Annotated in this window: 22 protein-coding genes, 2 tRNA genes and 1 pseudogene; 13 read left to right on the top strand and 12 right to left on the bottom strand. The window is 74.9% G+C overall.

What is annotated here, in order from left to right:
* Positions 1–55 precede the first annotated feature (55 nt).
* The 5 genes from ACFUVW_RS08780 to ACFUVW_RS08760 form a co-directional block, all read right to left on the bottom strand.
* Positions 56–967 carry an ABC transporter substrate-binding protein gene (locus ACFUVW_RS08780; RefSeq protein WP_430570945.1) on the bottom strand — a complete coding sequence of 304 codons (912 nt, stop codon included), beginning with the start codon at positions 965–967 and terminating at the stop codon, positions 56–58.
* Between the two features lie 29 nt (positions 968–996).
* Positions 997–1,737 carry an ABC transporter permease gene (locus tag ACFUVW_RS08775; protein ID WP_430570944.1) on the bottom strand — a complete coding sequence of 247 codons (741 nt, stop codon included), beginning with the start codon at positions 1,735–1,737 and terminating at the stop codon, positions 997–999.
* Positions 1,734–2,378, bottom strand: a complete 645-nt coding sequence (locus tag ACFUVW_RS08770) for an ABC transporter permease (RefSeq protein WP_430570943.1) — start codon at positions 2,376–2,378, stop codon at positions 1,734–1,736. The genes ACFUVW_RS08775 and ACFUVW_RS08770 overlap by 4 nt, the downstream gene beginning before the upstream one ends.
* Positions 2,375–3,196 (bottom strand): ABC transporter ATP-binding protein, encoded by an 822-nt coding sequence (locus ACFUVW_RS08765; RefSeq protein WP_430570942.1) that lies wholly within the window; start codon positions 3,194–3,196, stop codon positions 2,375–2,377. The genes ACFUVW_RS08770 and ACFUVW_RS08765 overlap by 4 nt, the downstream gene beginning before the upstream one ends.
* Positions 3,197–3,319: 123 nt before the next feature.
* A complete protein-coding gene (locus tag ACFUVW_RS08760; protein ID WP_430570941.1) occupies positions 3,320–4,609 on the bottom strand; it encodes an MFS transporter in 1,290 nt (429 codons plus the stop codon).
* A 471-nt stretch (positions 4,610–5,080) separates the two neighbouring features.
* Here ACFUVW_RS08760 and ACFUVW_RS08755 point away from each other — a divergent pair, with 471 nt between their 5' ends.
* The 3 genes from ACFUVW_RS08755 to ACFUVW_RS08745 are packed head-to-tail and all read left to right on the top strand — an operon-like array spanning position 5,081 to position 7,154.
* Complete coding sequence (locus ACFUVW_RS08755; RefSeq protein WP_430570940.1) at positions 5,081–6,298, top strand: MFS transporter; 1,218 nt, start codon at positions 5,081–5,083, stop codon at positions 6,296–6,298.
* 53 nt (positions 6,299–6,351) lie between these two features.
* A complete protein-coding gene (locus tag ACFUVW_RS08750; protein WP_430570939.1) occupies positions 6,352–6,825 on the top strand; it encodes an SRPBCC domain-containing protein in 474 nt (157 codons plus the stop codon).
* On the top strand, positions 6,822–7,154 hold the full coding sequence (locus tag ACFUVW_RS08745; protein ID WP_430570938.1) for an ArsR/SmtB family transcription factor: 333 nt from the start codon (positions 6,822–6,824) through the stop codon (positions 7,152–7,154). The genes ACFUVW_RS08750 and ACFUVW_RS08745 overlap by 4 nt, the downstream gene beginning before the upstream one ends.
* A gap of 91 nt (positions 7,155–7,245) precedes the next feature.
* Here ACFUVW_RS08745 and ACFUVW_RS08740 read toward each other — a convergent pair.
* The 5 genes from ACFUVW_RS08740 to ACFUVW_RS08720 form a co-directional block, all read right to left on the bottom strand.
* Positions 7,246–7,318, bottom strand: a tRNA-His gene (locus ACFUVW_RS08740).
* Between the two features lie 71 nt (positions 7,319–7,389).
* Entirely contained in the window at positions 7,390–8,028 is a 639-nt protein-coding gene (orn, locus tag ACFUVW_RS08735) for an oligoribonuclease (protein WP_430570937.1), read from the bottom strand.
* 156 nt (positions 8,029–8,184) lie between these two features.
* Positions 8,185–8,364, bottom strand: a complete 180-nt coding sequence (locus ACFUVW_RS08730; protein WP_430570936.1) for a hypothetical protein — start codon at positions 8,362–8,364, stop codon at positions 8,185–8,187.
* Positions 8,365–8,554: 190 nt separating this feature from the next.
* Positions 8,555–8,628: transfer RNA gene (locus tag ACFUVW_RS08725), tRNA-Arg, on the bottom strand.
* Positions 8,629–8,898: 270 nt separating this feature from the next.
* Positions 8,899–9,279, bottom strand: a complete 381-nt coding sequence (locus tag ACFUVW_RS08720) for a winged helix-turn-helix transcriptional regulator (protein WP_430570935.1) — start codon at positions 9,277–9,279, stop codon at positions 8,899–8,901.
* Positions 9,280–9,405: 126 nt separating this feature from the next.
* On the opposite strand from ACFUVW_RS08720, the gene ACFUVW_RS08715 reads away from it, so the two are divergent.
* From ACFUVW_RS08715 to ACFUVW_RS08685, 7 genes are all read left to right on the top strand, one after another.
* On the top strand, positions 9,406–10,302 hold the full coding sequence (locus tag ACFUVW_RS08715; RefSeq protein ID WP_430570934.1) for an NAD(P)-dependent oxidoreductase: 897 nt from the start codon (positions 9,406–9,408) through the stop codon (positions 10,300–10,302).
* Positions 10,299–11,165, top strand: coding sequence for an NAD(P)-dependent oxidoreductase (locus ACFUVW_RS08710; protein WP_430570933.1), 867 nt, complete (start codon positions 10,299–10,301; stop codon positions 11,163–11,165). Before ACFUVW_RS08715 ends, ACFUVW_RS08710 begins: the two co-directional genes overlap by 4 nt.
* A 60-nt stretch (positions 11,166–11,225) precedes the next feature.
* The gene (locus ACFUVW_RS08705; RefSeq protein WP_430570932.1) at positions 11,226–12,902 is read left to right on the top strand and encodes a GTPase; all 1,677 of its coding nucleotides are present in this window, start codon (positions 11,226–11,228) and stop codon (positions 12,900–12,902) included.
* Positions 12,899–14,488: a GTPase gene (locus ACFUVW_RS08700; protein WP_430570931.1), complete on the top strand. Its 1,590-nt coding sequence runs from the start codon at positions 12,899–12,901 to the stop codon at positions 14,486–14,488. The genes ACFUVW_RS08705 and ACFUVW_RS08700 overlap by 4 nt, the downstream gene beginning before the upstream one ends.
* Positions 14,489–14,536: 48 nt before the next feature.
* Positions 14,537–14,983 (top strand): single-stranded DNA-binding protein, encoded by a 447-nt coding sequence (locus tag ACFUVW_RS08695; RefSeq protein ID WP_430570930.1) that lies wholly within the window; start codon positions 14,537–14,539, stop codon positions 14,981–14,983.
* Between the two features lie 128 nt (positions 14,984–15,111).
* Entirely contained in the window at positions 15,112–16,794 is a 1,683-nt protein-coding gene (gene ettA / locus ACFUVW_RS08690; RefSeq protein WP_430570929.1) for an energy-dependent translational throttle protein EttA, read from the top strand.
* A 106-nt stretch (positions 16,795–16,900) separates the two neighbouring features.
* Positions 16,901–17,866 (top strand): aminoglycoside phosphotransferase family protein, encoded by a 966-nt coding sequence (locus tag ACFUVW_RS08685; protein ID WP_430570928.1) that lies wholly within the window; start codon positions 16,901–16,903, stop codon positions 17,864–17,866.
* Positions 17,867–17,890: 24 nt separating this feature from the next.
* Here the strand turns inward: ACFUVW_RS08685 and ACFUVW_RS08680 are convergent, their stop codons facing one another.
* Positions 17,891–18,460, bottom strand: coding sequence for a carboxymuconolactone decarboxylase family protein (locus tag ACFUVW_RS08680; protein WP_430570927.1), 570 nt, complete (start codon positions 18,458–18,460; stop codon positions 17,891–17,893).
* A 169-nt stretch (positions 18,461–18,629) separates the two neighbouring features.
* Here ACFUVW_RS08680 and ACFUVW_RS08675 point away from each other — a divergent pair, with 169 nt between their 5' ends.
* The 3 genes from ACFUVW_RS08675 to ACFUVW_RS08665 all read left to right on the top strand — a co-directional run bounded on the left by ACFUVW_RS08675 (position 18,630) and on the right by ACFUVW_RS08665 (position 22,933).
* Positions 18,630–20,636 carry a dynamin family protein gene (locus tag ACFUVW_RS08675; RefSeq protein ID WP_430570926.1) on the top strand — a complete coding sequence of 669 codons (2,007 nt, stop codon included), beginning with the start codon at positions 18,630–18,632 and terminating at the stop codon, positions 20,634–20,636.
* Complete coding sequence (locus ACFUVW_RS08670) at positions 20,633–22,363, top strand: GTPase (protein ID WP_430570925.1); 1,731 nt, start codon at positions 20,633–20,635, stop codon at positions 22,361–22,363. Before ACFUVW_RS08675 ends, ACFUVW_RS08670 begins: the two co-directional genes overlap by 4 nt.
* Before the next feature lie 66 nt (positions 22,364–22,429).
* Entirely contained in the window at positions 22,430–22,933 is a 504-nt protein-coding gene (locus tag ACFUVW_RS08665) for an acyl-CoA thioesterase (protein ID WP_430570924.1), read from the top strand.
* Between the two features lie 15 nt (positions 22,934–22,948).
* On the opposite strand, the pseudogene ACFUVW_RS08660 reads toward ACFUVW_RS08665, so the two are convergent.
* Positions 22,949–23,149 (bottom strand): annotated as a pseudogene (locus tag ACFUVW_RS08660) (DNA topoisomerase IB); the annotation flags it as partial.

The raw sequence follows: 23,149 nt of genomic DNA, 5'->3' as shown, positions 1-23,149 counted from the left end.
GCCTGAGCCTGCGCCGCGATCGCGTCGGGCTGCCCGGTCAGCCCGGGCAGTCTGGTCAGGCCAGGCCGTTCTCCTCGAGCCAGCCCGCGGCGATGTCCTCGGTGGAGCTCTGCTCCTCGGTGGACTGGACGTTGAGCTCCACGAGCCCCTCGGGGGTGAGCGCGGCGCTCACCGGGTCGAGGACGTCGGCGACCTGGTCGGCGACGTCCTCGGCGACCAGCGGGACGACGTGCGAGGCGAGGAACAGCGCCTCGGGGTCCTCGAGGACGACCAGGTCCTCGGTCTGGATGCGCGGGTCGGCGGTGAACACGTTCGCGACGTCCACCGTCCCGGCCACGAGGTCCTGGACGGTGGTGTCGCCGGTCGCCTCGAACGCCACGTCCACGCCGTAGACGTCCTTGAGGCCCTTCGGTCCGTAGGGGCGCTGCTCCAGCTCGGCCGGGCCGCCGAGCGTGAGGTCGCCCGCGCCCGCCAGGTCCGCGATGGTGGTCAGGCCGTGCTGCTCGGCGAAGGCCGCCGTGACGGTGTACGAGTCCTGGTCCGTCGCGGGAGACTGCTCGAGCACGGTCAGCCCCTCCGGCAGCGCCTCCTGCAGGGCGGCGTAGACGTCGTCCGTGGACGTCGCGGTCGTTTCCGGGTCGAAGAACTGCAGCAGGTTGCCCGTGTACTCGGGGAACACCTGCACCTCGCCGTCCTCGAGCGCGGGCATGTAGGCGTCGCGCTGCCCGATGCTGAAGTTGCGCTCGACGGTGAAGCCCCCGGCCTCCAGGGCCTGGGCGTAGATCTCGGCGACGATCTCGTTGGAGTAGTACGCCTGCGACCCGACGACGATGGTCCCGGACGCGGGCGAGCCGCCCCCGTCGGACTCGGGCTCGAGCGGGTCGGACCCGCCGCCGCACGCGGTGAGCGCGAGGAGTGCCGTCGCGGTGGCGGCGACGGTCGCGGACGTGCGTCGTGTGATGCGCATGATGCTGCCTCTCAGGTCAGTCAATCAGGTCAGGTCGGGTCGGGCGCAGGGGCGTGGTTCGAGCCCCGGCGGGAACGGGTGGGCGCGTCCGGCGCCGCGCGGCCGGCCGCGACGCCGCGGGGGACGACGGCGCGTTCCAGGAGGGCGAACAGCAGGTCGAGGACGACCGCCAGCACGACGATCACGAGGGCCGCGCCGAGGATCTGGGAGAAGTCCCGCAGCTGGATGCCCTGGACGATGTAGAAGCCGAGGCCCCAGTTGCCGACGTAGCCGGCCAGGGTGACGGTGGCGACCACCTGCAGGGTCGCCGACCGCAGCCCGCCGATCAGCAGCGGGAGTCCGAGCGGCACCTCGACCGAGCGGAGCACCTGCCCCGACGTCATGCCGACCGCGCGGGCGCCGTCGACGACGCGCCGGTCGACCGCCTCGACACCGGCGTAGGCCCCGGCGAGGATCGGCGGGATCGCCAGCAGCACGAACGCCGTGGTCGACGCCGCGACCTTGTGCGTGACGCCGAGGACCAGCACGAGCAGGAGCACCAGGCCGAACGACGGCACGGCGCGGGCGGCGCCGGACAGGGCGACCGCCACCTCGCGGCCGCGGCCCGTGTGGCCGATGAGCCAGCCGGCGGGCACGGCGAGCAGCGCGGCCAGGAGCACGGTGACGAACGTGAAGGCCAGGTGCGTGCCGATCGCCTCGGAGAGCGGCAGCGCCCCCGACGCGCGGTCGGGGGAGAAGATCCAGGCGACGGCGTCCGCGAAGAGGTTCATGCGGCCGCCCTCCGCCGCGTCCAGGGCAGCAGGACCCGCCCGAGCAGCACCAGCAGCCAGTCCACGAGCAGGGCCACGACCACCACCGCCACGACCCCCGCGAGGATCTCGGCGACGATCTGGCGCTGGTACCCGTTCGTGAAGAGGTAGCCGAGGTTGTCGATGCCGATGAGGATGCCGACCGTGGCCAGCGAGATCGTCGACACCGCCGTGACCCGCAGGCCCGCGAGCACGACCGGCCCGGCGAGCGGGAGGTCGACCTGCCAGAACCGGCGCCAGGGGCCGTAGCCGACGGCCACGGCCGCCTGCCGCACGGTGGGCTCCACGGAGGCGAGGGCGTCGGCGACGAAGCGGGTCATGATCGCGATCGCGTAGATCGTCAGCGCGATGATCAGGTTGACCTCGGACAGGAAGCTGATGCCGAGCAGCGGCGGGAGCAGGGCGAACAGGGCGAGCGACGGGATCGTGTACAGCAGCCCGACGAGCGTGAGCACCAGGCCGCGGGTGAGCCGGAACCGGAACGCGAGCCAGCCCGCCGGGATCGACACGAGGAGCCCCAGCAGGATCGGCAGGGCGCTCTGGCGCAGGTGCTCGACCGTGAGCCGACCGACGAGGTCGAGGTTGTCGGCCACCCAGGTCACGGGGCGTCCTCCACCAGCACGCCCTGGGTGCGTCCGGCGCTGTCGACGAGCACCGTGCCGCGGTCCGTCTCCTTCGGGCGCAGCGCCCGCGTCCCGCGCTCGACGCCGATGAAGCTCGCGACGAAGTCGCTCGCGGGCGCCTCGATGATCTCGCTCGGGCTGCCCACCTGGGCGACCTGGGCCCCGGTCTCGAGGATCACCACCTGGTCGCCCAGCAGGAACGCCTCGTCGATGTCGTGGGTGACGAAGACGATGGTCTTGTTCAGCTCCTGCTGCAGGCGCAGGGTCTCGGTCTGCAGCTCGGCGCGCACGATCGGGTCGACGGCGCCGAACGGCTCGTCCATGAGCAGGATGTTGGGGTCGCCCGCGAGGGCGCGGGCGACGCCCACGCGCTGCTGCTGACCGCCCGAGAGCTGGCTCGGGTAGCGCTCGGCGAGCGCCCGGTCGAGGCCGACCACGTCGAGCACCTCCAGGGCCCGCTCCCGGGCACGGGCCTTCGGCGTCCCCTCCAGCCGGAGCACCGTCATGACGTTGTCGATCACGCGGTGGTGGGGCAGCAGCCCACCGTTCTGCAGCACGTACCCGATGCTGCGCCGCAGCTTCACGGGGTCGCGGTCGAGCACCGAGGTGCCGTCGATCTCGATCGTCCCCTCCGTGGGGTCGACCATCCGGTTGATCATGCGCAGCAGCGTCGTCTTGCCGCTGCCGGAGGAGCCGACGAGCACCGTCGTGCGGTGCGGCGGCACCACGAGGTCGAAGTCCGCGACCGCCACGGTGCCGTCGGGGTACGTCTTGGTGACCGACCGGAACTCGATCATGGGCGGGTCCTCCGTCCTGGCGTGGAGGAGCACGGGCGCGCGCCGACGTGCTCCGACGCCCTAGCCGACCACATCCCTGCCCTCGACGCGAGGGTGCCGGGCGGACATGTCGCGGATCGGTGCCTATCGGTCGTCTCGGGCGTCGGCCACGTCTCCCGCCCGGCCGAGGCGCAGGAGGTCCGGGACGGCGACCATCAGCACGACCAGGCAGACCACCAGCGCCAGGCTGGCGCCGAGTGCGGTGTGCGGCACCCCGACGCGCTCGGCGACGGCTCCGATGACGAGCGTGGCGACGGGCATGACGCCGATCACGAGCTCCTGCAGCCCGAGCGCGCGGCCGTGCACCGCCGGTGCGGTCACCATGAGCAGCAGCGTGGTCTGCAGCACGCCGAAGGCCGCGCTGGCCAGCCCGATGACGGCCATGAGCACGAACGCGGGAGCGGGCGACGTGGCCAGCGAGAACGCGGCCCAGGCGAGCCCCCACGCCGTCGTGCCGAGCAGGAAGAGCGCCCCCTTGAACCGGAAGTCGCCCAGCGCCGCGATGACCAGCGAGCCCACGAGGCCGCCCACGCCGGCGCACGTCAGCAGCGCGCCCAGGCCCGCGGCGTCGAGCCCGAACGACTCGGCGGCGAAGACGGGCATGAACGACTGGAACACCGGCCACAGGAAGACGTTCGCGGCCAGGGTGACCAGCAGGACGGCGACGGCGAGGCGGTCCCCGGCGACGGCGCGGAACCCTCCGGCCACCATGGCGAGCACCGACGTCGAGGCGTGACCGCCGGGGCCGGTGCGGGTGCGCAGGCGCCGCAGCGGCAGCAGGAGCAGCAGGGACGCCACGTACCAGGCGGTGGAGACCCACAGGGCCGCGGGCGCGCCGATCGCCGCGATCATGCCGCCGCCGAGCGCCGGCCCGATCACCTGGGTCATGTTCATCGCCATCGAGCTCAGCGCGTTCGCGTTCGAGAGGTTCTCCCGGCCCACCAGGTCGAGCACCAGCGACATCCGCGCCGGCTGGGAGGGGGACTGGGCGACGCCGATGGCGAAGCCGCCCGCGACGAGCGCCCAGTACGGCAGCAGGTCGGCGGTCGCGAGGGCCGCGACCACGGCGACTGCGCCCGTGGCCCAGGTGCAGGCGACGAGCAGGAGCCGGATGCGGTCGTAGCGGTCGGCGAGCGCGCCCGCGACGGGGCCGAGCAGCATCGGCGCCAGGCGCGCCGCGGTGTAGACCGCGACGAGGAGCTCGGAGCCGGTGAGCTCGAAGGCGAGCCAGCCGAGCACCAGCGTCTGCGTCCAGACGCCGCCGAAGAAGAACAGGTTGGAGGCCCACAGGAGCTGGAAGGGGCGGTTGCCCCGGAGGGAGGAGAACGCGCCGGAGGGTCCGCTCGGTCGGGCGGGGGCGGCCTGTCGTGGCACGGCGGCGGTGTCTCCTTCGGGTCGCGGGGGACCGCGTCCCGCGGCCGAGACGATGGTATACCGTCGCGTGGGCGTCGAGGTCAGGGACGCGGGGTGCGCCGTGCCGCCTCGAGCACGAGCTCGCGGACGCCGGGCCGGTCGACGTCGTCCACGGTGCGGAACGTGACGTGCCGCGCCCGCCGGCCCGCGCCCTCCAGGAGCCCGTGCGGGTCGTCGTCCGTCAGCGCGGCGCCGCGCGCGAGACAAGAGGCTCACGTGCGCGCACCGGGGGAGCGAGGCCGTCGAGGACGGCGGCGACGCCGTCGTCGGGTGCGCCGGGCCGCTCGTCGCTCATGGTGCCGACGCTATCGGCGCCGCCGGCGCCCCGCGCGCAGGCCGGGGGCGATGATGTGCAACCAAAGGGTTGCATCTGATCAACGGGTGTGGCATCGTGTCGTGCAACCACTAGGTTGCACGATCGGAGGGGTTCCGATGAATGATCGACACGTCGTTCCGGACACCGGGCGTTCGCGGGCGCGCGTCGTCCTGAGCGTGCTGTTCGCGGGGACGTTCGTGACGGGGTGCGCCGAGATGCTCGTGATGGGCATGCTCGACCTGATCGCCGTGGACCAGTCCGTCCCGCTCTCGGCGGTGGGCGTGCTCGTCTCGGCGAACGCGCTGGGGATCGCGGTCGGTGGACCGACGCTGACCTTCCTGACCGCCCGGGTCGACCGGCGGCCGGTGCTGCTCGCCGCCCTCGCCGTCTTCACGGTGCTGAACCTGCTCCCTGCGCTGGGCGCTGGACTGCAGGCCTTCGTCGCCGCCAGGCTCGTGATCGGCGCGGCGGAAGGGCTCTTCATCGCGGCGGCGATCACGACGGCGACCTCGATCGTGCCCCGGGACCGGGCCGGTCGGGCGATGGCGGTGGTGATCTCCGGGTTCGCCGTGTCCGGCGCCGTGGGGATGCCCCTGGGGCGGCTGCTCGGCGAGGCCGTCGGCTGGCGCGGGTCGTTCCTCGCCGTCGTTCTCGCGGCCGCCGTCGTCCTCCTCGTCGCTCACGTCGCGGTGCCCCGCGTGCCCGCCAAGGCCGAGGTCGGGGTGCTGGGCCAGGTGCGCTCCGCGTTCGCCCCGCGCGTCCTGGCGGTGCTCGCCGTCGGCGTGCTCCTGTTCGCGGGCGCCGCGGCGGCCCAGACCTATCTGGTCCCGTTCCTGGATGACATGGCCGGACTCCCCGGTCCGTGGATCGGGGTGTGCCTGATGGGCTTCGGGATCGCCGCCGCGGTCGGCTCCTTCGGCGGTGGCAGGTTCGCCGACGCCGGTGCCCCACGCGCCCTGACGCTCGGGGCCGTCGGCGTCGCGGCGTCCCTCGTCGCGATGCTCGTCGGAGGCGCGAGCCCGGTGGTCGCGGTCCTCGCGATGCTCGGCCTCGCCCTGTGCGGGGCAGGCATCACCAGCCCGTGGCAGCACCGCGTCGAGCACCTCGCCGGGCCTGGCGCGGTCCTCGCGGCCTCGCTGCCCGCGTCGGCAGGGAACCTCGGCGACGCCGTCGGCGCCTTCTCCGGGGGGCAGATGATCGACGTGGGCGGCGTCCCCGCGGCCGTGCTCTTCGCCGCGGTCCTCGCCGTGCTGTCCGTCCTCGCCGCGGTCGCCAGCCGCTCCCTGCGGCCCGCGCCCCCGCCGCGGGACCGCGAACCTGCCACCGTCCACTGATCACCCGACCTGACCAGCACGAGAGGCGAGCACGACGAGAGAAGGAGAATCTCATGGAGAGCATGCAGAACCCGCAGGCCGTGATCGACGCCGACACCTTCAGCGTGCGGCGCACGATCGACATCCAGGCACCCCGCGACAAGGTCTGGCGCACCGTGACCGAACCCGAGCTCATCTCGCAGTGGTTCGGCGAGGTCACCCTGGACGGCGCCGGTGCCGGCGCCCTCGGGACGATCGGCTGGCCGGGCGAGCGCCGGGTCCCGATCCGGGTCGAGACCTACGACCCGCCGTCGGAGGTGTCCTACCGGTGGTGCAACGAGGACGGCCCGCTGCCGGAGACGGTCGACGAACGACGGTCGACGGTCTTCACGTTCACCCTCGAGGAGACCTCGGGCGGCACCCGGCTCACGGTCGTCGAGACGGGCTTCGAGCGCACCAGCCACCCGGCGGCCCTCATGGCCGACCACCGCGACGGCTGGGACGGGGAGCTCGACAAGCTCGTCGCGCTGCTCGAGCGCCGCGCATGAGCGGCGGCGCACCGGTGGACGGGGCGGTGATCGCGATGTGCAGCGCGCTCGGCGACGAGACCAGGTGGAGCATCCTGGCGGCTCTCGGCGAGGGCGACGCCTCGGCCTCCGCCCTGGCCCGGCGCCTGCCCGTCACCCGGCAGGCCATCGCGAAGCACCTCGCCGTGCTGCACGAGGTCGGTCTCGTGGGGACGGTCCAGGCCGGGCGCGAGGTGCGGTACCGGGTCGTCGGCGCGTCGCTCAGCGCCACGGCCCGCCGCCTCGACGCAGTGGGCAGGGAGTGGGACCGTCGTCTCGCCGCCATCCAGCGCATCGCCGAGGGCCTCTGACCCGCTCGCGACGGGCGGGGGCACGACGAACGGCGGGGTCCGGGCCCGACCAGAGGTTTCTCTGGTCAGGGCTCGGACCCCGCCGTATCAGGGTGGCTAACCGGGCTTGAACCGGCGACCTCCTGGACCACAACCAGGCGCTCTACCGACTGAGCTATAGCCACCATGGCCCTGTGACTGCGACAGATGCCGAAGCACCGGGCCGTCGAAAAGTGTACATGCTCCGCGGGGCGGTTCAGGCCTCCGTGCGGTGCCGGGTGACGGACGTCTCGCTGACGCGCTCGGCGACCGCGCGCGCCGTCTTCGTGTCCGGCCCCGGCTGCGGCACGAACAGCGCCTCGCGGTAGTACCGGAGCTCGTCGACGCTCTCGAGGATGTCCGCGAGCGCGCGGTGGCCGCCGTCCTTCTTGGGGGAGGCGAAGTACACGCGCGGGTACCAGCGGCGGGCGAGCTCCTTGATCGACGACACGTCGACGATCCGGTAGTGCAGGTGCCCCACCAGCTCGGGCATGTCCCGGTCGAGGAACATCTTGTCGGTGCCGACGGAGTTGCCGGCCAGCGGAGCCTTGCCCGGGTCGGGGACCCACTCGCGCACGTAGTCGAGCACCGCCTGCTCGGCGTCGGCGAGGGTCATGCCGCCGGGCAGCTCCTCGATGAGGCCGGAGGTGGTGTGCATGTCGCGGACGAAGTCGTTCATCTGCTCGACGGCGGCGGCGGGCGGCGCGATGACGACGTCCACCCCCTCGCCGAGCACGTTCAGCTCGGAGTCCGTGACCACGGCGGCCACCTCGACCAGGGCGTCCGCGCGCAGGTCCAGGCCGGTCATCTCGCAGTCGATCCACACGATGCGTTCGTTCGGGTTCGCGGGGCTCACGGGGTCAGCCTACGGTCCGCGGGTCCGGGAGCCGGCCGGGGAGACATGACGAGGGCCCCGCTGCTCCGGACGGTTCGTGGAACGGTCCGGGCCGCGGGGCCCTCGTGGCGGTGTCGTCGCCGGGTCGATACCCGGCGGGCGCTCGCCCGGCGGGTGTCATGCGGTCAGCCAGTCGAACAGCCAGCGGGCGACGCTGGTGCGCTGTCGGCGGGCGTGCGGCTGCCGGCGCAGCTTGCGCTGCTGCTGCAGTCGGTGGACGGTGCGGTCGCGCTCGGCCTCCTCGAGGCGCTCGCGCTGGATGACCTGCACGAGAAGCAGGTTCTCCGGGGGGAACATGGTGATGGTGTCCTTCGTGACGTGGGGTCGTCGGTCCGGGCCAGGGACCACCCGTGCGACCGGTGTCTGACCGGCCGCGCGTCACCGCGGTGCATGGACGAGTCTGCACGGACGTCGTCGTCCGGCGCACGGCTTTTTCCCAGGTCATGGGCGCAGCTCACGACGGTGGTGCGCCCCGGCTGCAGATCGGTGCCCCCGGCAGGATTCGAACCCGCGACCCGGTCATTAGAAGTGACCCGCTCTATCCAGCTGAGCTACGGAGGCAAGCGACCAGAGTTTAGCCCAGTCGCTGCTGGTCACGACCGTGGAGGGCGGGCCCCGGGCACCCACGCCAAGCCGACGGACAGGACCGCGATCGACGTCGTCTGTATCTACTGCCCCGAGACCGACGCGTGCTACGACGTCCGTCCGGATGATCACGGGCCTCGGTGACGCTGAGGATCACACCGAGCCGGAACGGTCAGCGCAACGGCGTGCTCGACGCCGCCACGTTCCGAGACCTTGCAGAGCGCGTGTGTCGGCGACGCTGATCGATCACGGCCGCGGCATCGCCGCCGCGTCGGCGTGGTCGACCAGCTCGCGGCTCTCGCGCCGGATGCGGTCGGAGCCCCACTGCCCCAGCGGGGCGAGCGCGGCGTTGAGCGCCCGGCCGTGCTCGGTGAGGGAGTACTCGACGCGGGGTGGCACCTCGGCGTAGACGGTGCGCACGACGAGGTTGTCGGCCTCCATCTCCCGCAGGTGCTGGGTGAGCATCTTCTCGCTCACGCCCGGCAGGCCGCGGCGCAGCTCGGCGAACCGGCGCACGCCGTGCGCGTCGAGCTCCCAGAGGATGAGGCCCTTCCACTTGCCGCTGACGACGTCGAGCGCGGCGTCGATGCCGCAGACGTAGGGGCCGCGTCGGGTGCTGACGGTCATGGTGCTCCTCGGACGGGGTACTTCCCTGAAGGTAAGTACCGCAGTATTTAGTGCGTACTTCTCAACGTCGCCGTACCCCCTGAGCATGGAGGCACACCGCCACGACGCACAAGAGGAGCACCGCACATGGCTGCACAGCACGCCCCGGTCACCGTCATCGGCCTCGGCCCGATGGGGCAGGCGATGGTCCGCCGCCTCCTGGCCGGGGGGCACCCGGTCACCGTCTGGAACCGCACGCGCTCGCGCGCCGACGGCGTGGTCGCGGACGGCGCGACGCCGGCGCCCACGCCGCGCGACGCGCTCGAGGCGTCGGAGCTCGTCGTCCTCAGCCTCACCGACTACGCGGCGATGGACGCGATCCTCGACGGCGCCGGCGACGCGCTCGCCGGGCGCACGCTGGTCAACCTCAGCTCGGACACCCCGGACCGCACGCGCGAGGCGGCGGCGTGGGCGACGGCGCACGGCGCGTCCTTCCTCGCCGGGGGCATGATGACGCCCGCGCCGACGGTCGGCACCGACGACGCCTACGCCTACTACTCGGGCCCGCGCGAGGCGTTCGACCGGCACGCCGAGCTGCTGGGGGAGCTCGCGGCCCCGCGGTACGTCGGGGCCGACCCCGGGCTGGCGCAGCTCATGTACCAGGCGCAGCTCGACGTCTTCCTCACGGCGCTGTCGGCCCTCATGCACGCCACCGCCCTGGTGGGGAGCGCCGGCATCCCGGCGCGGGACTTCCTCCCCGAGGCGCTGACCACGCTGACCGACATCCCCGCGATGCTCACGGCGGGGGAGGGCACGCCGGCGCGAGTCGGCGAGCAGATCGACGCCGGCCTGCATCCGGGCCACCTCAGCACCTCGACCATGATGGGCGCCACCGCCGACCACCTGGTCGCCGCCAGCGAGGCAGCCGGGATCGACGTCGGCCTGCCGCGCGCGGTCCAGGCGCACTACCGTCGCGCGATCGACGCCGGGCACGGCGGCGACAACTGGACGCGCATCATCGACGGCATCCGGGACCCGCGATGAGCGGCCGGACCGCCGAGGCGACGTTGCTCGGCCTCGGGCACATGGGCCGCGCGCTGGCCCGCACGCTGCTCGACGGGGGACACGACGTCGCGGTCTGGAACCGCACGCCCGGCCGGGACGCCGAGCTCGTGGCGCGCGGCGCCCGCCGGGCCGCCGACGTCCGGGACGCCGTCCTCGCCGCGCCGATCGTCGTCGTCTGCCTCTACGACCACGCGTCCGTCCGCGCGACGCTCGACCCCGTCGTCGACGACCTGCGCGGCCGTGCCGTCGTCAACCTCACCACCACCACGCTGGCCGAGGCGCGGGAGCTCGCCGCCTGGGCGGCCGAGCACGGCGTGCGCTACCTGGACGGCGCGATCATGGCCACCCCGCCGCTGATCGGCGCCGCCGACGCGGCGATCCTGTACAGCGGCGAGGAGGCCGTGTTCCTGCAGGCCCGGCCGCTGCTGGACCGCTGGGCCACGAGCACGTTCGAGGGCGAGGACCCCGGCCGGGCGTCGTTGCTCGACCTCGCCATGCTCTCCGCGATGTACACGATGTTCGCGGGCTTCCTGCACGGCGCGGCGATGGCCGGGGCCGGCGGGGTCGACGCCCGCAGCTTCGCGCGCCGGGCCGCGCCGTTCCTCGCCGCGATGACCGAGTTCGTCGCGCTCGACGCCGAGGCGATCGACAGCGGGGACTACACCGCGCCCGTCCAGAGCCTCGACTGGTCCGACCTGGGGCACCTGGTCCGCGCCAGCGAGGAGCAGGGCGTGGACCCGGCGCCGATCGCGATGGTGGAGGAGCTGCGACGACGCCAGGTGGAGGCCGGTCACGGGGCGGACGGCTTCGCGCGGATCTACGAGGGCCTCCGCCGTCGCTGACCCGGTGCGCGACCGGCGTGCGCGTTTGGCACGGAACGCCCCAGCGGGAAGGATGTGCCCGTGACACCTTCCCTGGAGACCCGCGCCTCGCGCCGCGCCGCGAGCAGGAAGGACGCCGGGGCGGGCGAGGAGATCGGCGTCACCGTCCACGACGTCGCCCGCGACCTGCGCCGTGACGTCGCGGCGGTCGAGCTCCCCCTCCCGATCGACGGTGCCGAGGAGGCCGCGGCCTCGCGCGACCGCCTGCTCGCCCAGCTCGACGAGCACCTGCTGCCGCGCCTCAAGGAGCTGTCCTCGCCGGCGGTCGTCGTCGTCGCCGGGTCGACCGGCGCGGGCAAGTCCACGCTGTACAACTCGCTGCTGGGGGAGTCCGTCTCCGAGGCGGGCGTGCTGCGCCCCACCACGCGCGAGCCGGTCCTGGCCCACCACCCGGCGGACGCCGACGTCATGGCCTCCGGCCCCGTCACGGAGCTGTCCCGGGTGCTGCAGCACGAGGGCGTGCCCCGCGGGACGGCGCTGCTGGACGCGCCGGACCTGGACTCGTTCGTGCAGCAGAACCGCTCGACGGCGCAGCAGCTGCTCGAGGCCGCGGACCTCTGGCTCTTCGTCACCACGGCCGCGCGCTACGGCGACGCCCTGCCCTGGCAGGCGCTGTCCCGCGCGACCGAGCGCGGCGCGTCCGTGGCGATGGTGCTCAACCGGGTGCCGAAGGAGACGCTGACCACGGTGCGCGGCGACCTGCTGCAGCGCCTGCGCGAGCACGGCATGACCGACGTCCCGCTGTTCGTGATCCCGGACGTCGGCCCGCACGAGGGGCTGCTCGACCCGTCGGTCGTGCAACCGGTTCGCCGGTGGCTCACCATGCTCGCCGGGCCGGACCGCTCGCGCGCCGTCGTCGTGCGCACCCTCAAGGGCGCGCTGGGCGCGCTGCCCGGCTGGGTCACCTCGCTCGCGGACGCGATCGACGCGCAGCAGGAGGCGGTGCACGCGCTGCGCCGCCGGGTCTCGGAGGAGATCCCCGCCGCGGAGCAGCTCGCCCGCGACGCCGTCGCGGCCGGGGTCGTCGCCGGGGCGTCGGTCGAGGCACGGTGGCGCGAGCTGTCCGGCACCGTCGGCGTCGACCGCGTCAAGGTCCGCGGCGACCGGGCGCGCAGCACGCGCCGCGCCGGGCGCGCCCGCGAGGCGGCGCTCGAGGGCCTCCGGTCCGACGTCGTCGACGCCGCGGCGCGCACCCTGGCGGCGTCGGGCGCGCGGGTCGAGGAGCGCCTGCGCGCCGTCCTCGCCGGCCCGGGAGCGCCCGCCGGCGGCGACGCCGTCGCGCCCGACGGCGCGGCCCGGACCGCGGCCCGGGAGGCCGACGTCCCGGGCCGGGTGGCGCAGTGGGCCGACCGGGCCGACGCCCTGGTCTCCGAGCTGGCCGGCGAGGGCACCGGCGACGCCGCGTCGGGCGCCCGCGTCGAGGCCGCCGTCAAGGCGTTCGGGGCGCGCGGGCTCGCCACGCTGTTCCTCGCCTCCGCCGCGGGCAGCGGCGACGCCGACCGCCTGCTGGAGCGCGTCCTCGGGGGCCTGGCCGCCGCGCCCGTCGCCACCCTGCGCGACGACCTCGGCGACCGCGCGGCCGCCGTCGTCGACGCCGAGGTGCAGGCCGTGCTGGACGACCTCGGTCCGTCCGAACCCGCCGACGACGCGGCCGCGGGGCTGCGCGTGCGACTCGCCGAGCTCAGGAGGCTGACATGACCGAGAGCCCGTCCCACGACGCGACGCTGCGCGCCCGCACCGAGGACCTCGCGCAGGCGCTCGAGATCGCCGGGCCGCGCCTCGACGACGCCACGTCGCAGCGGGTGTCCGGTGCGGTCGACGGCGTGCGCGAGCGGCTCGCACTCGGCGTCGACCACACGGTCGTGGCGTTCGCCGGGGGCACGGGGTCGGGCAAGTCCAGCCTGTTCAACAAGGTGTCGCGGCTGAGCTTCGCCGACGTCGGCGTGAAGCGCCCGACGACCGCGCGCGTCACCGCGTGCTCGTGGTCGGACGACGCGGAGGCGCTGCTCGACTGGGTGGGCGTGGACCGCGAGCGCCGCATCACCCAGGGCGGCGAGCTCGACGGCGAGGACGAGGAGAAGCTCGCCGGGCTGGTGCTGCTCGACCTGCCCGACCACGACTCCGTCGAGCCGGCGCACCGCGAGGTCGTGGACCGCGTGCTGCCGCTCGTGGACCTGCTGGTGTGGGTCGTGGACCCGCAGAAGTACGCGGACGACGCGCTGCACTCGGGGTACCTGCGGGAGTCCGTGGGTTCCGAGTCGTCGATGGTGGTGCTGCTCAACCAGGTGGACACGGTGCCGGACGCGCAGCGGGAGAACCTGCTGGCCGACCTGGCGCGCCTGCTCGAGGACGACGGGCTGACCGGCGTGTACGTGCAGGGCGTGTCCGCGAAGACGGGCGAAGGGATCGACCGGGTCCGCGGGCTGCTGGAGGAGGCGTGCGCGCGCCGCTCGGTCGCGGCCGGGCGCGCGGCCGCCGAGCTGGACGCCGCCGCGCGGCTGCTGCTGGCCCAGACCCCGGCGGAGGTGCCGTGGCAGATGGGCCCCGCCGTGGAGCGCGAGCTGGACGCGCTGGTGGCCGCGACCGGGCTGCACGCGGTCGCGAGCCAGGTGGGCAACGCGGTCCGCAACGGCTACGGCCGGCCCGAGGTGCCGCCGCCGGACCGCGACGCCGTCGCGCTCTCGCGGGCCCGCTGGCTGACCCGTGCCGGGGCGTCTCTGCGGCCGGGATGGCAGCGGTCGCTCGCCTCCTCGGTGGCGGGGGCGGACCAGCTGCGCACGTCGGTGGCTGGCGCGCTGCGCGGCCTCGCGCTCGACACGCGGGGCCCGTCGGCGGCCCGCGCGCTGCGCCGCACGGCGTGGGTGCTCGGGGCCGTCGCGGTGGTGGCGGCGGTCGTGGGCCTCCTCGCGGTCACGGGCGTGCTCGACCTCGCCTCGCCCTGGCCGGTCGTGGTGCTCGCGCTGGCCGGCGTCGCGGCCGTCGCCGCGGTGGTGGTGGCGTTCGCGGGGACGGCCTCGCGGCGCACGCTGGCGCGCAAGCGCGAGCAGGCGGTGGCGTCCGCGGGCCGCGCGGCGCTCGAGCGCGTGCTGGCGGAGGGGCTCGGCGAGCCGACGCAGAAGCTGCTCCACGATCACCGCCGGGTGCGCGAGCTCGCGCAGGCGGCGACCGAGCTGCCGACGTCGCAGCCGCTGACCGGGTCACTGAGGCTGCCCACAGGCTCCGAGCTGGCGCCGTCGTCCACAGCCACGCCGAAAGCGGGGGTGCACCGGGCCTCGGGCGACTGATCCTGGGGGCCCGTCGGCGCCTGCCGGCGGCGGACCCAGGAGGAGCGCATGAACGAGGTCAGCATCACGGTGAACGGGTTCGTCGGGACGAAGCCGACGCTGCACCGGTCCGACGGCGGGGTCGAGTGGACCACCTTCCGCGTGGCGAGCACGCGGCGGCTGCGCGACCCGCGCAGCGGCGAGTGGTCGGACGGGCAGACGCTGTGGTTCACGGTGAAGTCGTTCCGCGCCGGCGCCCGTCACGTGGCGGAGTCGCTGGCGCAGGGCGACCCGGTGGTCGTCCACGGCCGCCTGTCCACCGAGGAGTGGACGGACAAGGAGGGCAAGGACCGCTGGCAGCTGGTCGTCGACGCGCACGGCGTGGGCCCGGACGTCACGCGCGGGCTGGCGCGGTTCACGCGCGTGGTCGACCGCACGGAGCCGGGCGGGGCGCCGGACGACGAGGCCGAGGCGCACGACGTCGGGTCCCGGGACGCGGTGCCGGTCGGCGCGTGAGGCCCGAGGTCGCGTAGGCTGGTGGACCGGCCGCCATGCCGGTCCTCCAGCCTGCCCGCTGGAGCCTCGAACCTCTCGGACCCGATCCCTCGGGTTCTCCGCGCGATCGAACGGTGGAAGCAGAGCCAGTGGCTGAGTTCATCTACTCCATGTACAAGGCGCGCAAGGCGCACGGCGACAAGGTCATCCTCGACGACGTCTCGCTGAACTTCCTGCCCGGGGCCAAGATCGGCGTCGTGGGCCCCAACGGTGCCGGGAAGTCGACGATCCTCAAGATCATGGCGGGCCTCGAGCAGCCGTCCAACGGCGAGGCGCGCCTCTCCCCGGGGTACACGGTCGGCATCCTCATGCAGGAGCCGCCGCTCAACGAGGAGAAGACGGTGCTCGGCAACGTCGAGGAGGCGGTCGGCCCGATCAAGGCGAAGATCGACCGCTTCAACGAGATCTCCGCCCTCATGGCCGAGCCCGACGCCGACTTCGACACCCTGCTGGCGGAGATGGGCACGCTGCAGGAGGAGATCGACGCCGCCGACGCGTGGGACCTCGACTCCCAGCTCGAGCAGGCGATGGACGCCCTGCGCTGCCCGCCGCCGGACGCCGACGTCAAGGTGCTCTCCGGCGGTGAGCGCCGCCGCGTCGCGCTGTGCAAGCTGCTGCTGGAGAAGCCCGACCTGCTGCTGCTCGACGAGCCCACCAACCACCTCGACGCCGAGTCGGTGCTGTGGCTCGAGCAGCACCTGGCCACCTACCCGGGCGCCGTCCTCGCCGTCACCCACGACCGGTACTTCCTCGACCACGTCGCGGAGTGGATCTGCGAGGTCGACCGCGGCCGCCTCTACCCGTACGAGGGCAACTACTCCACCTACCTGGAGAAGAAGCAGGCCCGCCTCGAGGTGCAGGGCAAGAAGGACGCCAAGCTCGCCAAGCGCCTCAAGGACGAGCTCGACTGGGTGCGCTCCAACGCGAAGGGCCGCCAGACCAAGTCGAAGGCGCGCCTGGCCCGCTACGAGGAGATGGCCGCGGAGGCGGAGCGGACGCGGAAGCTCGACTTCGAGGAGATCCAGATCCCCGCGGGCCCGCGCCTGGGCAACGTGGTCCTCGAGGCCAGCAACCTGCAGAAGGGCTTCGACGGCCGCCAGCTCATCGACGGCCTGAGCTTCACGCTGCCGCGCAACGGCATCGTCGGCGTCATCGGCCCGAACGGCGTCGGCAAGACCACGCTCTTCAAGACGATCGTCGGCCTGGAGCCGCTCGACGGCGGCGACCTCAAGGTCGGCGAGACCGTCAAGATCTCCTACGTCGACCAGTCGCGCGGCGGCATCGACCCGAAGAAGACGCTGTGGGAGGTCGTGTCCGACGGGCTCGACTTCATCAAGGTCGGCAACGTCGAGATCCCGTCGCGCGCCTACGTGGCGTCGTTCGGCTTCAAGGGCCCGGACCAGCAGAAGCCCGCGGGCGTGCTGTCCGGCGGCGAGCGCAACCGGCTCAACCTGGCGCTGACGCTCAAGCAGGGCGGCAACCTGCTGCTGCTCGACGAGCCCACCAACGACCTGGACGTCGAGACCCTCGGCTCGCTGGAGAACGCCCTGCTGGAGTTCCCCGGCTGCGCCGTCGTGGTCTCCCACGACCGGTGGTTCCTCGACCGCGTCGCGACGCACATCCTCGCGTACGAGGGCACGGAGGAGGACCCGGCGAACTGGTACTGGTTCGAGGGCAACTTCGCCTCGTACGAGGAGAACAAGGTCGAGCGCCTGGGCGCCGACGCCGCGCGCCCGCACCGCGTGACGTACCGCAAGCTCACGCGCGACTGAGGCACGGGCTCCGGGCCCGCACGACGCCCCCGGCACCCGCGGTGCCGGGGGCGTCGTGTCCGGAAATGCGTGGGGTGCGGGGCCGGTCGTCGGCGATACTCCTGCGATGACGGCGAACCCCGCGACGACCGCCCGTACCCGCCCGGTCTGGACCGACCTGCCCGCCGCCGTGCGCGCGGGCATCGAGGCGCGGATCGGGGCGCCGGTGACGGGGTGGACGAGCCACGACGGCGGCTACTCCCAGGGCCTGGCGTCCACCCTGCGCACCGACCGGGGCGCGGTGTTCGTCAAGGCGGTGTCGACGGAGCACGAGTTCACCGTGCGGCTGTACCACCAGGAGGCGGAGCGGGCGGCCGTGCTCGGCGAGGGCGTGCCCGCGCCGCGACTGCGGTGGCTGGCCGAGGTCGGTGCCGCCGACGGGCACGACTGGGTCGTGCTGGCCTTCGACGCCGTCGAAGGCCGCCCGCCGGCGCACCCCTGGCGCGACGACGAGCTGCGCGCGGTGCTCGAGCTCGCGGTCGAGGTGGGGGAGCACCCCGTCGCCGCGGGTGCGCTCCCCGAGGTCGCCTCCGAGCTGCCCGCGCAGCTCACCGGACGGCTCGCGGCCCAGCGCCCGGCGGGTCTCGGGTCGTACGACCCGTGGCTCGCGGAGCACCTGGACCGGCTGGCGACTCTCGAGCTCGAGGCGCCCGCGGCCGTCGCCGGCGACCGCCTGGTCCACGGCGACCTGCGCGGCGACAACGCGGTGCTCGTCAGCGCCGGTCCCCGCGCCGGGGCCGCCGTCGCCGTCGACTGGGCGTACCCAGGCCGGGGCGCGGCGTTCTGCGACCTCGTCGGCATGCTGCCGGCGGTGCAGGTGGAGGGCGGCCCGACGCCGGAGGAGTCCCTGCGCCGGCGTCCGCTGCCGGAGGGCACGGACGAGGACGCCGTCACCGCCTACCTCGTCGCGCTCACGGGGTACTTCGTGCACTCGTCGCTGCAGCCGCCGCCCCCGGGCATCCCGCACGTGCGGGCGTTCCAGCGCGCGCAGGGCGAGGCGTGCGTCGCGTGGCTGCGCCGTCGTCTGGGCTGACGGACGCGCGGCCACGCGTGCGCGTCAGGACGAGGCGAGCGGCAGCTCACAGACGTCCGAGTACCCCTGGCTCTGCACGCCCATGGCCGAGAACGACCGCGACCGCAGGTTCTCGACGGCGACCATCTCGGTGAGCTCCACCATCGCGGGCGACCCGAGGCGCGCCACGAGCGACGCGACCATGTCGTCGGTGACGGTGGGCGGCGTCGCGGTCATCGCCTCGGCGTACGCCATGACGTCGCGCTCCAGCTCGGTGTACACGCCCTCGGTGTCGCGCCAGCGCGGCACCTGGCTGACCTTGGTCGCGTCGAGGCCGTCCTCGCGGGAGAGGAAGTAGCCGAAGTCGAGGCACCAGCTGCACCCGACCGCGGCCGCCGTGGCCATCTCGGCCAGCGTCTTGAGGGTCGGGTCGAGCGACCTCCACCGTCCCACCTTCATCTCGAGCCCGAACATGGCCCGCATCGCGCGGGGGTGGTGAGCCAGGACGAACGCGCTGTCGGGCACCTGCCCGAACGTACGCCGCGCGTACCACGCGACGGCGCGGCCGTACAGACCGGTGAGCTCCTTGCGGGGGATCCGGAACGTGCTGGTCACCTGGTGCCTCCTGGCGGCGGGTCCGTGGGCGGCGCGCGCGGCACGCCGTCGTGCCCTCCCATTCCACCGCGGATCCGCCCGCGCGGGGCCGTGAGGTGCGCGATCTCACAGGTCGGCTCTCTCACAGGTCGGCTCTGCACGGATCGTCCCCGATGGGCACACTGGGCACATGACCGACCCGGACACGACCGCCGCCCCCGACCCGCGGGACGAGGCGGCGGCCCGGGAGCTGGTCGACGCGCTCGAGACGCTGCGCGCCCGGCTCGGTGCCCTGCGCCTGCCGCTCGAGACGCCCGGGGTGCCGGCAGCCCGGGCCGACCTGCACCAGGCCGTCGACCAGCTCGACGACTACCTGCTGCCGCGGCTGCGGGCCGAGCGCGCGCCGCTCCTCGTCGTGGTCGGCGGGTCCACCGGTGCGGGGAAGTCGACCCTGGTCAACTCGCTGCTCGGGGAGCCCGTGTCCGCGCCCGGCGTGCTGCGCCCCACCACGCGCGCGCCCGTCCTGGTGCACCACCCGCTCGACGCGCGCTGGTTCACGACGGACCGCGTGCTGCCCGGCCTGGCGCGCGTGACGTCGTCGGGGCCCCCGTCGGGCCCCGCGATCGGCGCAGCGACCGCCGGGGTGAGCTCCGAGAGGTCGCAGGCGGAGGGGGCGGCGGCGCTGCGGCTGGTCGCGAGCGAGGCGCTGCCGCAGGGGCTCGCCCTGCTCGACGCCCCGGACATCGACTCCGTGGAGACGGCCAACCGCGAGCTGTCCGCGCAGCTGCTGGGCGCCGCCGACCTGTGGCTCTTCGTCACGACGGCCGCGCGGTACGCGGACGCCGTGCCGTGGGACCTGCTGAGCCAGGCCTCCCGCCGCCGGGCGCAGGTCGCGATCGTCCTCGACCGCGTGGACCCGGGCGCGGAGGTGGTGGCCGAGGACCTGCGCCGCATGACCGTGGAGCACGGCCTGGGCGACGCGCGCGTCTTCGTGCTCGGCGAGGCAGCCGAGCAGGGCCCCGGGGCCCTGGTGGACGGGCTGCTGCCGGAGTCCGCGGTCGCGGAGATCGCCACGTGGCTGTCCGGCCTGGGCGGCGACCCCGAGGCGCGGGCGCGGGTCATCGCGGCCACCCGCGACGGCGTGGTGGACGACCTCGTGCGGCGCGCCGTCGCCCTCGCCGAGACCGCCGACGGCCAGGAGGTGGCCGACGCCCGGCTGCGCGACGCCGTCCGCCGCTACCACGCGGAGGCGCTGGAGCAGGTGGAGGCCGCGACGTCCGACGGCGCGCTCCTGCGCGGCGAGGTGCTGGCCCGCTGGCAGGACTTCGTCGGGACGGGCGAGTTCTTCCGGTCGGTCGAGGCGGGCGTGGGGCGCGTGCGGGACGCCGTCGCCCGGTTCTTCCGCGGCCGCCCGAAGGAGGCGCCGCAGGTGGAGCAGGCCATCGCGCACGGGCTCGAGTCGGTGATCCTCGACGCCGCGGAGCAGGCCGCCGAGCGCACGTTCGCGGCCTGGCGGGGCGACGGTGCGGGCGCGGCGCTCCTGGACGGCCTCGACCTGGCGCGGGTGCCCGCCGCGCTGCGCGCCGAGGTGGCGGAGCAGATCCGTGGCTGGCAGGAGGACGTGCTGGGGCTGGTGCGCGAGCAGGGCCAGTCACGGCGCGGCACCGCCCGGGCCGTCTCGTTCGGGGTGAACGCGCTCGGCGTCAGCCTGATGGTCATCGTCTTCGCCTCGACCGCCGGGCTCACGGGCGCCGAGATCGGCATCGCCGGCGGCACGGCGATCGTCGCGCAGAAGCTGCTCGAGGCCGTGTTCGGCGACGAGGCCGTGCGCCGGCTCGCGGCCCAGGCCAAGGAGCGGCTCAACGGTCGCGTCGAGGCCGTGCTGCGCGGGCAGGCGGCCCGGTACACGGCGCAGCTCGACGCGCTCGGCACGCAGGACACCGGGGCGGACGGCGTCCGGGACGCCGCCCACCGGGTCGCCGCGGCCGCCCGCGCCGAGCGCGCGGCGCGGGCCGTCCCGACCGAGGGCGTCACCCGCCCGTGGAGCGGCGGGCTGCTGCGCGGCGCGGGCACCTTCCGCCCGCCCGAGGCGCCGGACGGCACCGACGCGCCGGCCCCCGAGCAGGACGCCCCCGCGCGGCGCGGCTGGTGGTCGCGCCGCCGGTCCCGCGCCCGGCGCGAGGAGGGGGACCGGTGAGCCGGATCGACCTCGCGGACCGGACCGCGGCGCTGGAGACGGCGGTCGTGGCGGCCGGCGGCCGGCTCGACCGCGAGCTGCTCGACGACGCCCGCGCCATCGTGAAGCGCGCCCGCGAGCGCGGCGGGCTCTCCGCGGAGCACACCGTCGTCGCGCTCGCGGGCTCCACCGGCTCCGGCAAGTCGAGCGTGCTCAACGCCGTCGCGGACGCCGAGATCGCCACCGTCGGGGTACGTCGGCCCACGACGTCCCACGCCGTCGCGGCGGTGTGGGGCGACGGCGCCGGGCCGCTGCTCGACTGGCTGGACGTCCGGCGGCGCCAGGAGATGGCGGTGCCGGACGACGGCGAGGACGAGGCCGCGCGCCCCGCCCGGCGCGGGCTCGCCCGGCTGCGCGGGAGGCGCGGCCCGGCGGGGATCTCGACCGGCCTGGTGCTGCTCGACCTGCCCGACCACGACTCGGTCGTCGTGGAGCACCGGGTGCGGGCCGAGCGGCTGGTGGAGCGGGCCGACCTGCTGGTGTGGGTGGTGGACCCGCAGAAGTACGCCGACGCGGCGCTGCACGAGCGCTACCTGCGCCCCCTGGCGGGCCGGTCCGAGGTCGTGGTCGTGGTCCTCAACCAGACCGACCGGCTGTCCGACGCCGAGACCGACGCGATGCTGGCCGACCTGCGCCGGCTGGTCGCCGCCGACGGGCTCGACGGGGCGCGGGTGCTCGCCGTGTCGGCCGCGACCGGGCGGGGGATGGACCAGCTCAAGGGCCTGCTCGCCGAGGCGGCGGCGCGCCGCGAGGCGGCGACCGCCCGACTCGCCGCGGACGCCCGCGCCGCGGCCCAGCGCATCGCGGACGCGTGCGGGTCCAGCCCGGCGTCGCGCACGGGGGACCGGGCCGCCGGCGCGCTGGTGGACGCGCTCGAGGCCGCCGCCGGCGTGCCCACGGTCGCGGACGCGGTGGCGGCCGCGCACCGGCGGGACGCGCACCTCGCCACGGGCTGGCCGGTCACCCGGTGGGTGTCGCGGCTGAAGCGCGACCCGCTGCGGCGGCTCGGGCTGCGGCGGGGCCCCGACGGGTCGGCGACCGGTGCGTCGACGGCCGGCACCGGACCCGAGCGACCCGAGCTGGTGCGCAGCTCCCTGCCGACGGCGCGCCCCGCCGTGCGGGCGGCGTCGGCGTCTGCCGTGCGCCGGTACGTCGACGACGTGACCGACGGCGCCCCGGACCCGTGGGTGCTGGTGGCGCGCGCCCGGGCGCAGGACGCGATCGACCGGCTGCCGGGGGACCTCGACCAGGCCGTCGTCGGCACCCGGCTGGAGGCTGCGCGCCGCCCGCGCTGGTGGGCGGCGGTGGGCGCGGTGCAGTGGCTGCTCCTCGCCGCCGCCGTCGTGGGCCTGCTCTGGCTCGCCGCCGCCGCGGTCGTGGAGTACTTCCGCCTGCCGCCGCTGATCCTGCCGGTGCTCACCGTGGACCTCACCGGGTCCGGCGGCGGGGTGCTCGAGGTGCCGTGGCCCACCCTGCTGGCGATCGGGGGGCTCCTGGCGGGCCTGCTGCTCGCGCTCGTCGCGCGGGTGTTCACGGCGTGGGGCGCGCGACGCCGCGGCGCGCGCGTGCGCCGTCGCCTGCGCGAGTCCGTCTCGGGCGTGGCGGACCGTCTGGTGCGACAGCCGGTGGGGGACGAGCTCGCCGCGCTCGCCCGCTGCCGCGCCGCGGCGGCGATCGCGGCCGGCTGACGCCGGTCCCGGGACGATGCCGGGACGATGCCGTGGGGAAGGCGGCGGCGTGCGACGATGCGGGCCATGACCCGTCTGCACGTGCCCGTCCCCCTGCGCTGGTCGGACCTCGACGCCTACCAGCACGTCAACAACGTTGCGATGCTCCGCCTCCTGGAGGACGCGCGCATCACGGCGTTCTGGCGGCACCCGGAGGCCGCGGACGGCGAGGAGTGGCCCACCGCCGTCCTCGACACGGGCCCGCACGCCACGTCGCACACGCTCGTCGCCGGGCAGCAGATCGAGTACCTGCGCCCGCTCGGCTTCTCCCGCACCCCGGTCCGGGTGGAGATGTGGATCGGGGCGATCGGCGGCGCGAGCCTCGAGGTCTGCTACGAGGTGCACGACGGCGTCCCCGGCGGCTTCGACCGCACCGGGCCGGCGTCGGGCGGCCAGGCGTACGTGAAGGCGGCCACGACGATCGTCGTCGTCGATGCCGCGACCGGCGCCCCACGTCGCATCGCCGACGACGAGCGCGCGGCCTGGGAGGCCTACCTCGAGGAGCCGGTGACCTTCCGACGCCGCGGCTGACCCGTACACCCTGGGTCAGCCCAGCAGGTCCAGCACCGCGCTCTCCGCGGCGGAGCGCGTCCGGGTGGCCCCGATGGTCTCGCCGTGCTCCCACAGGTCGACCAGCCGCGGGTCGATGTACGACGCCCGCGCCACCGCCGGAGTGTTGCCGAGCTCCTCGGCGACGTCACGGACGATCTCCGTGACCACGCGCCGCCGCGCCCGCTGCGAGCGCGG

It is taken from the genome of Isoptericola sp. NPDC057391 (assembly GCF_042668085.1).
Lineage (GTDB): Bacteria > Actinomycetota > Actinomycetes > Actinomycetales > Cellulomonadaceae > Isoptericola.
This window is presented reverse-complemented; position numbering and strand designations above follow the sequence as displayed.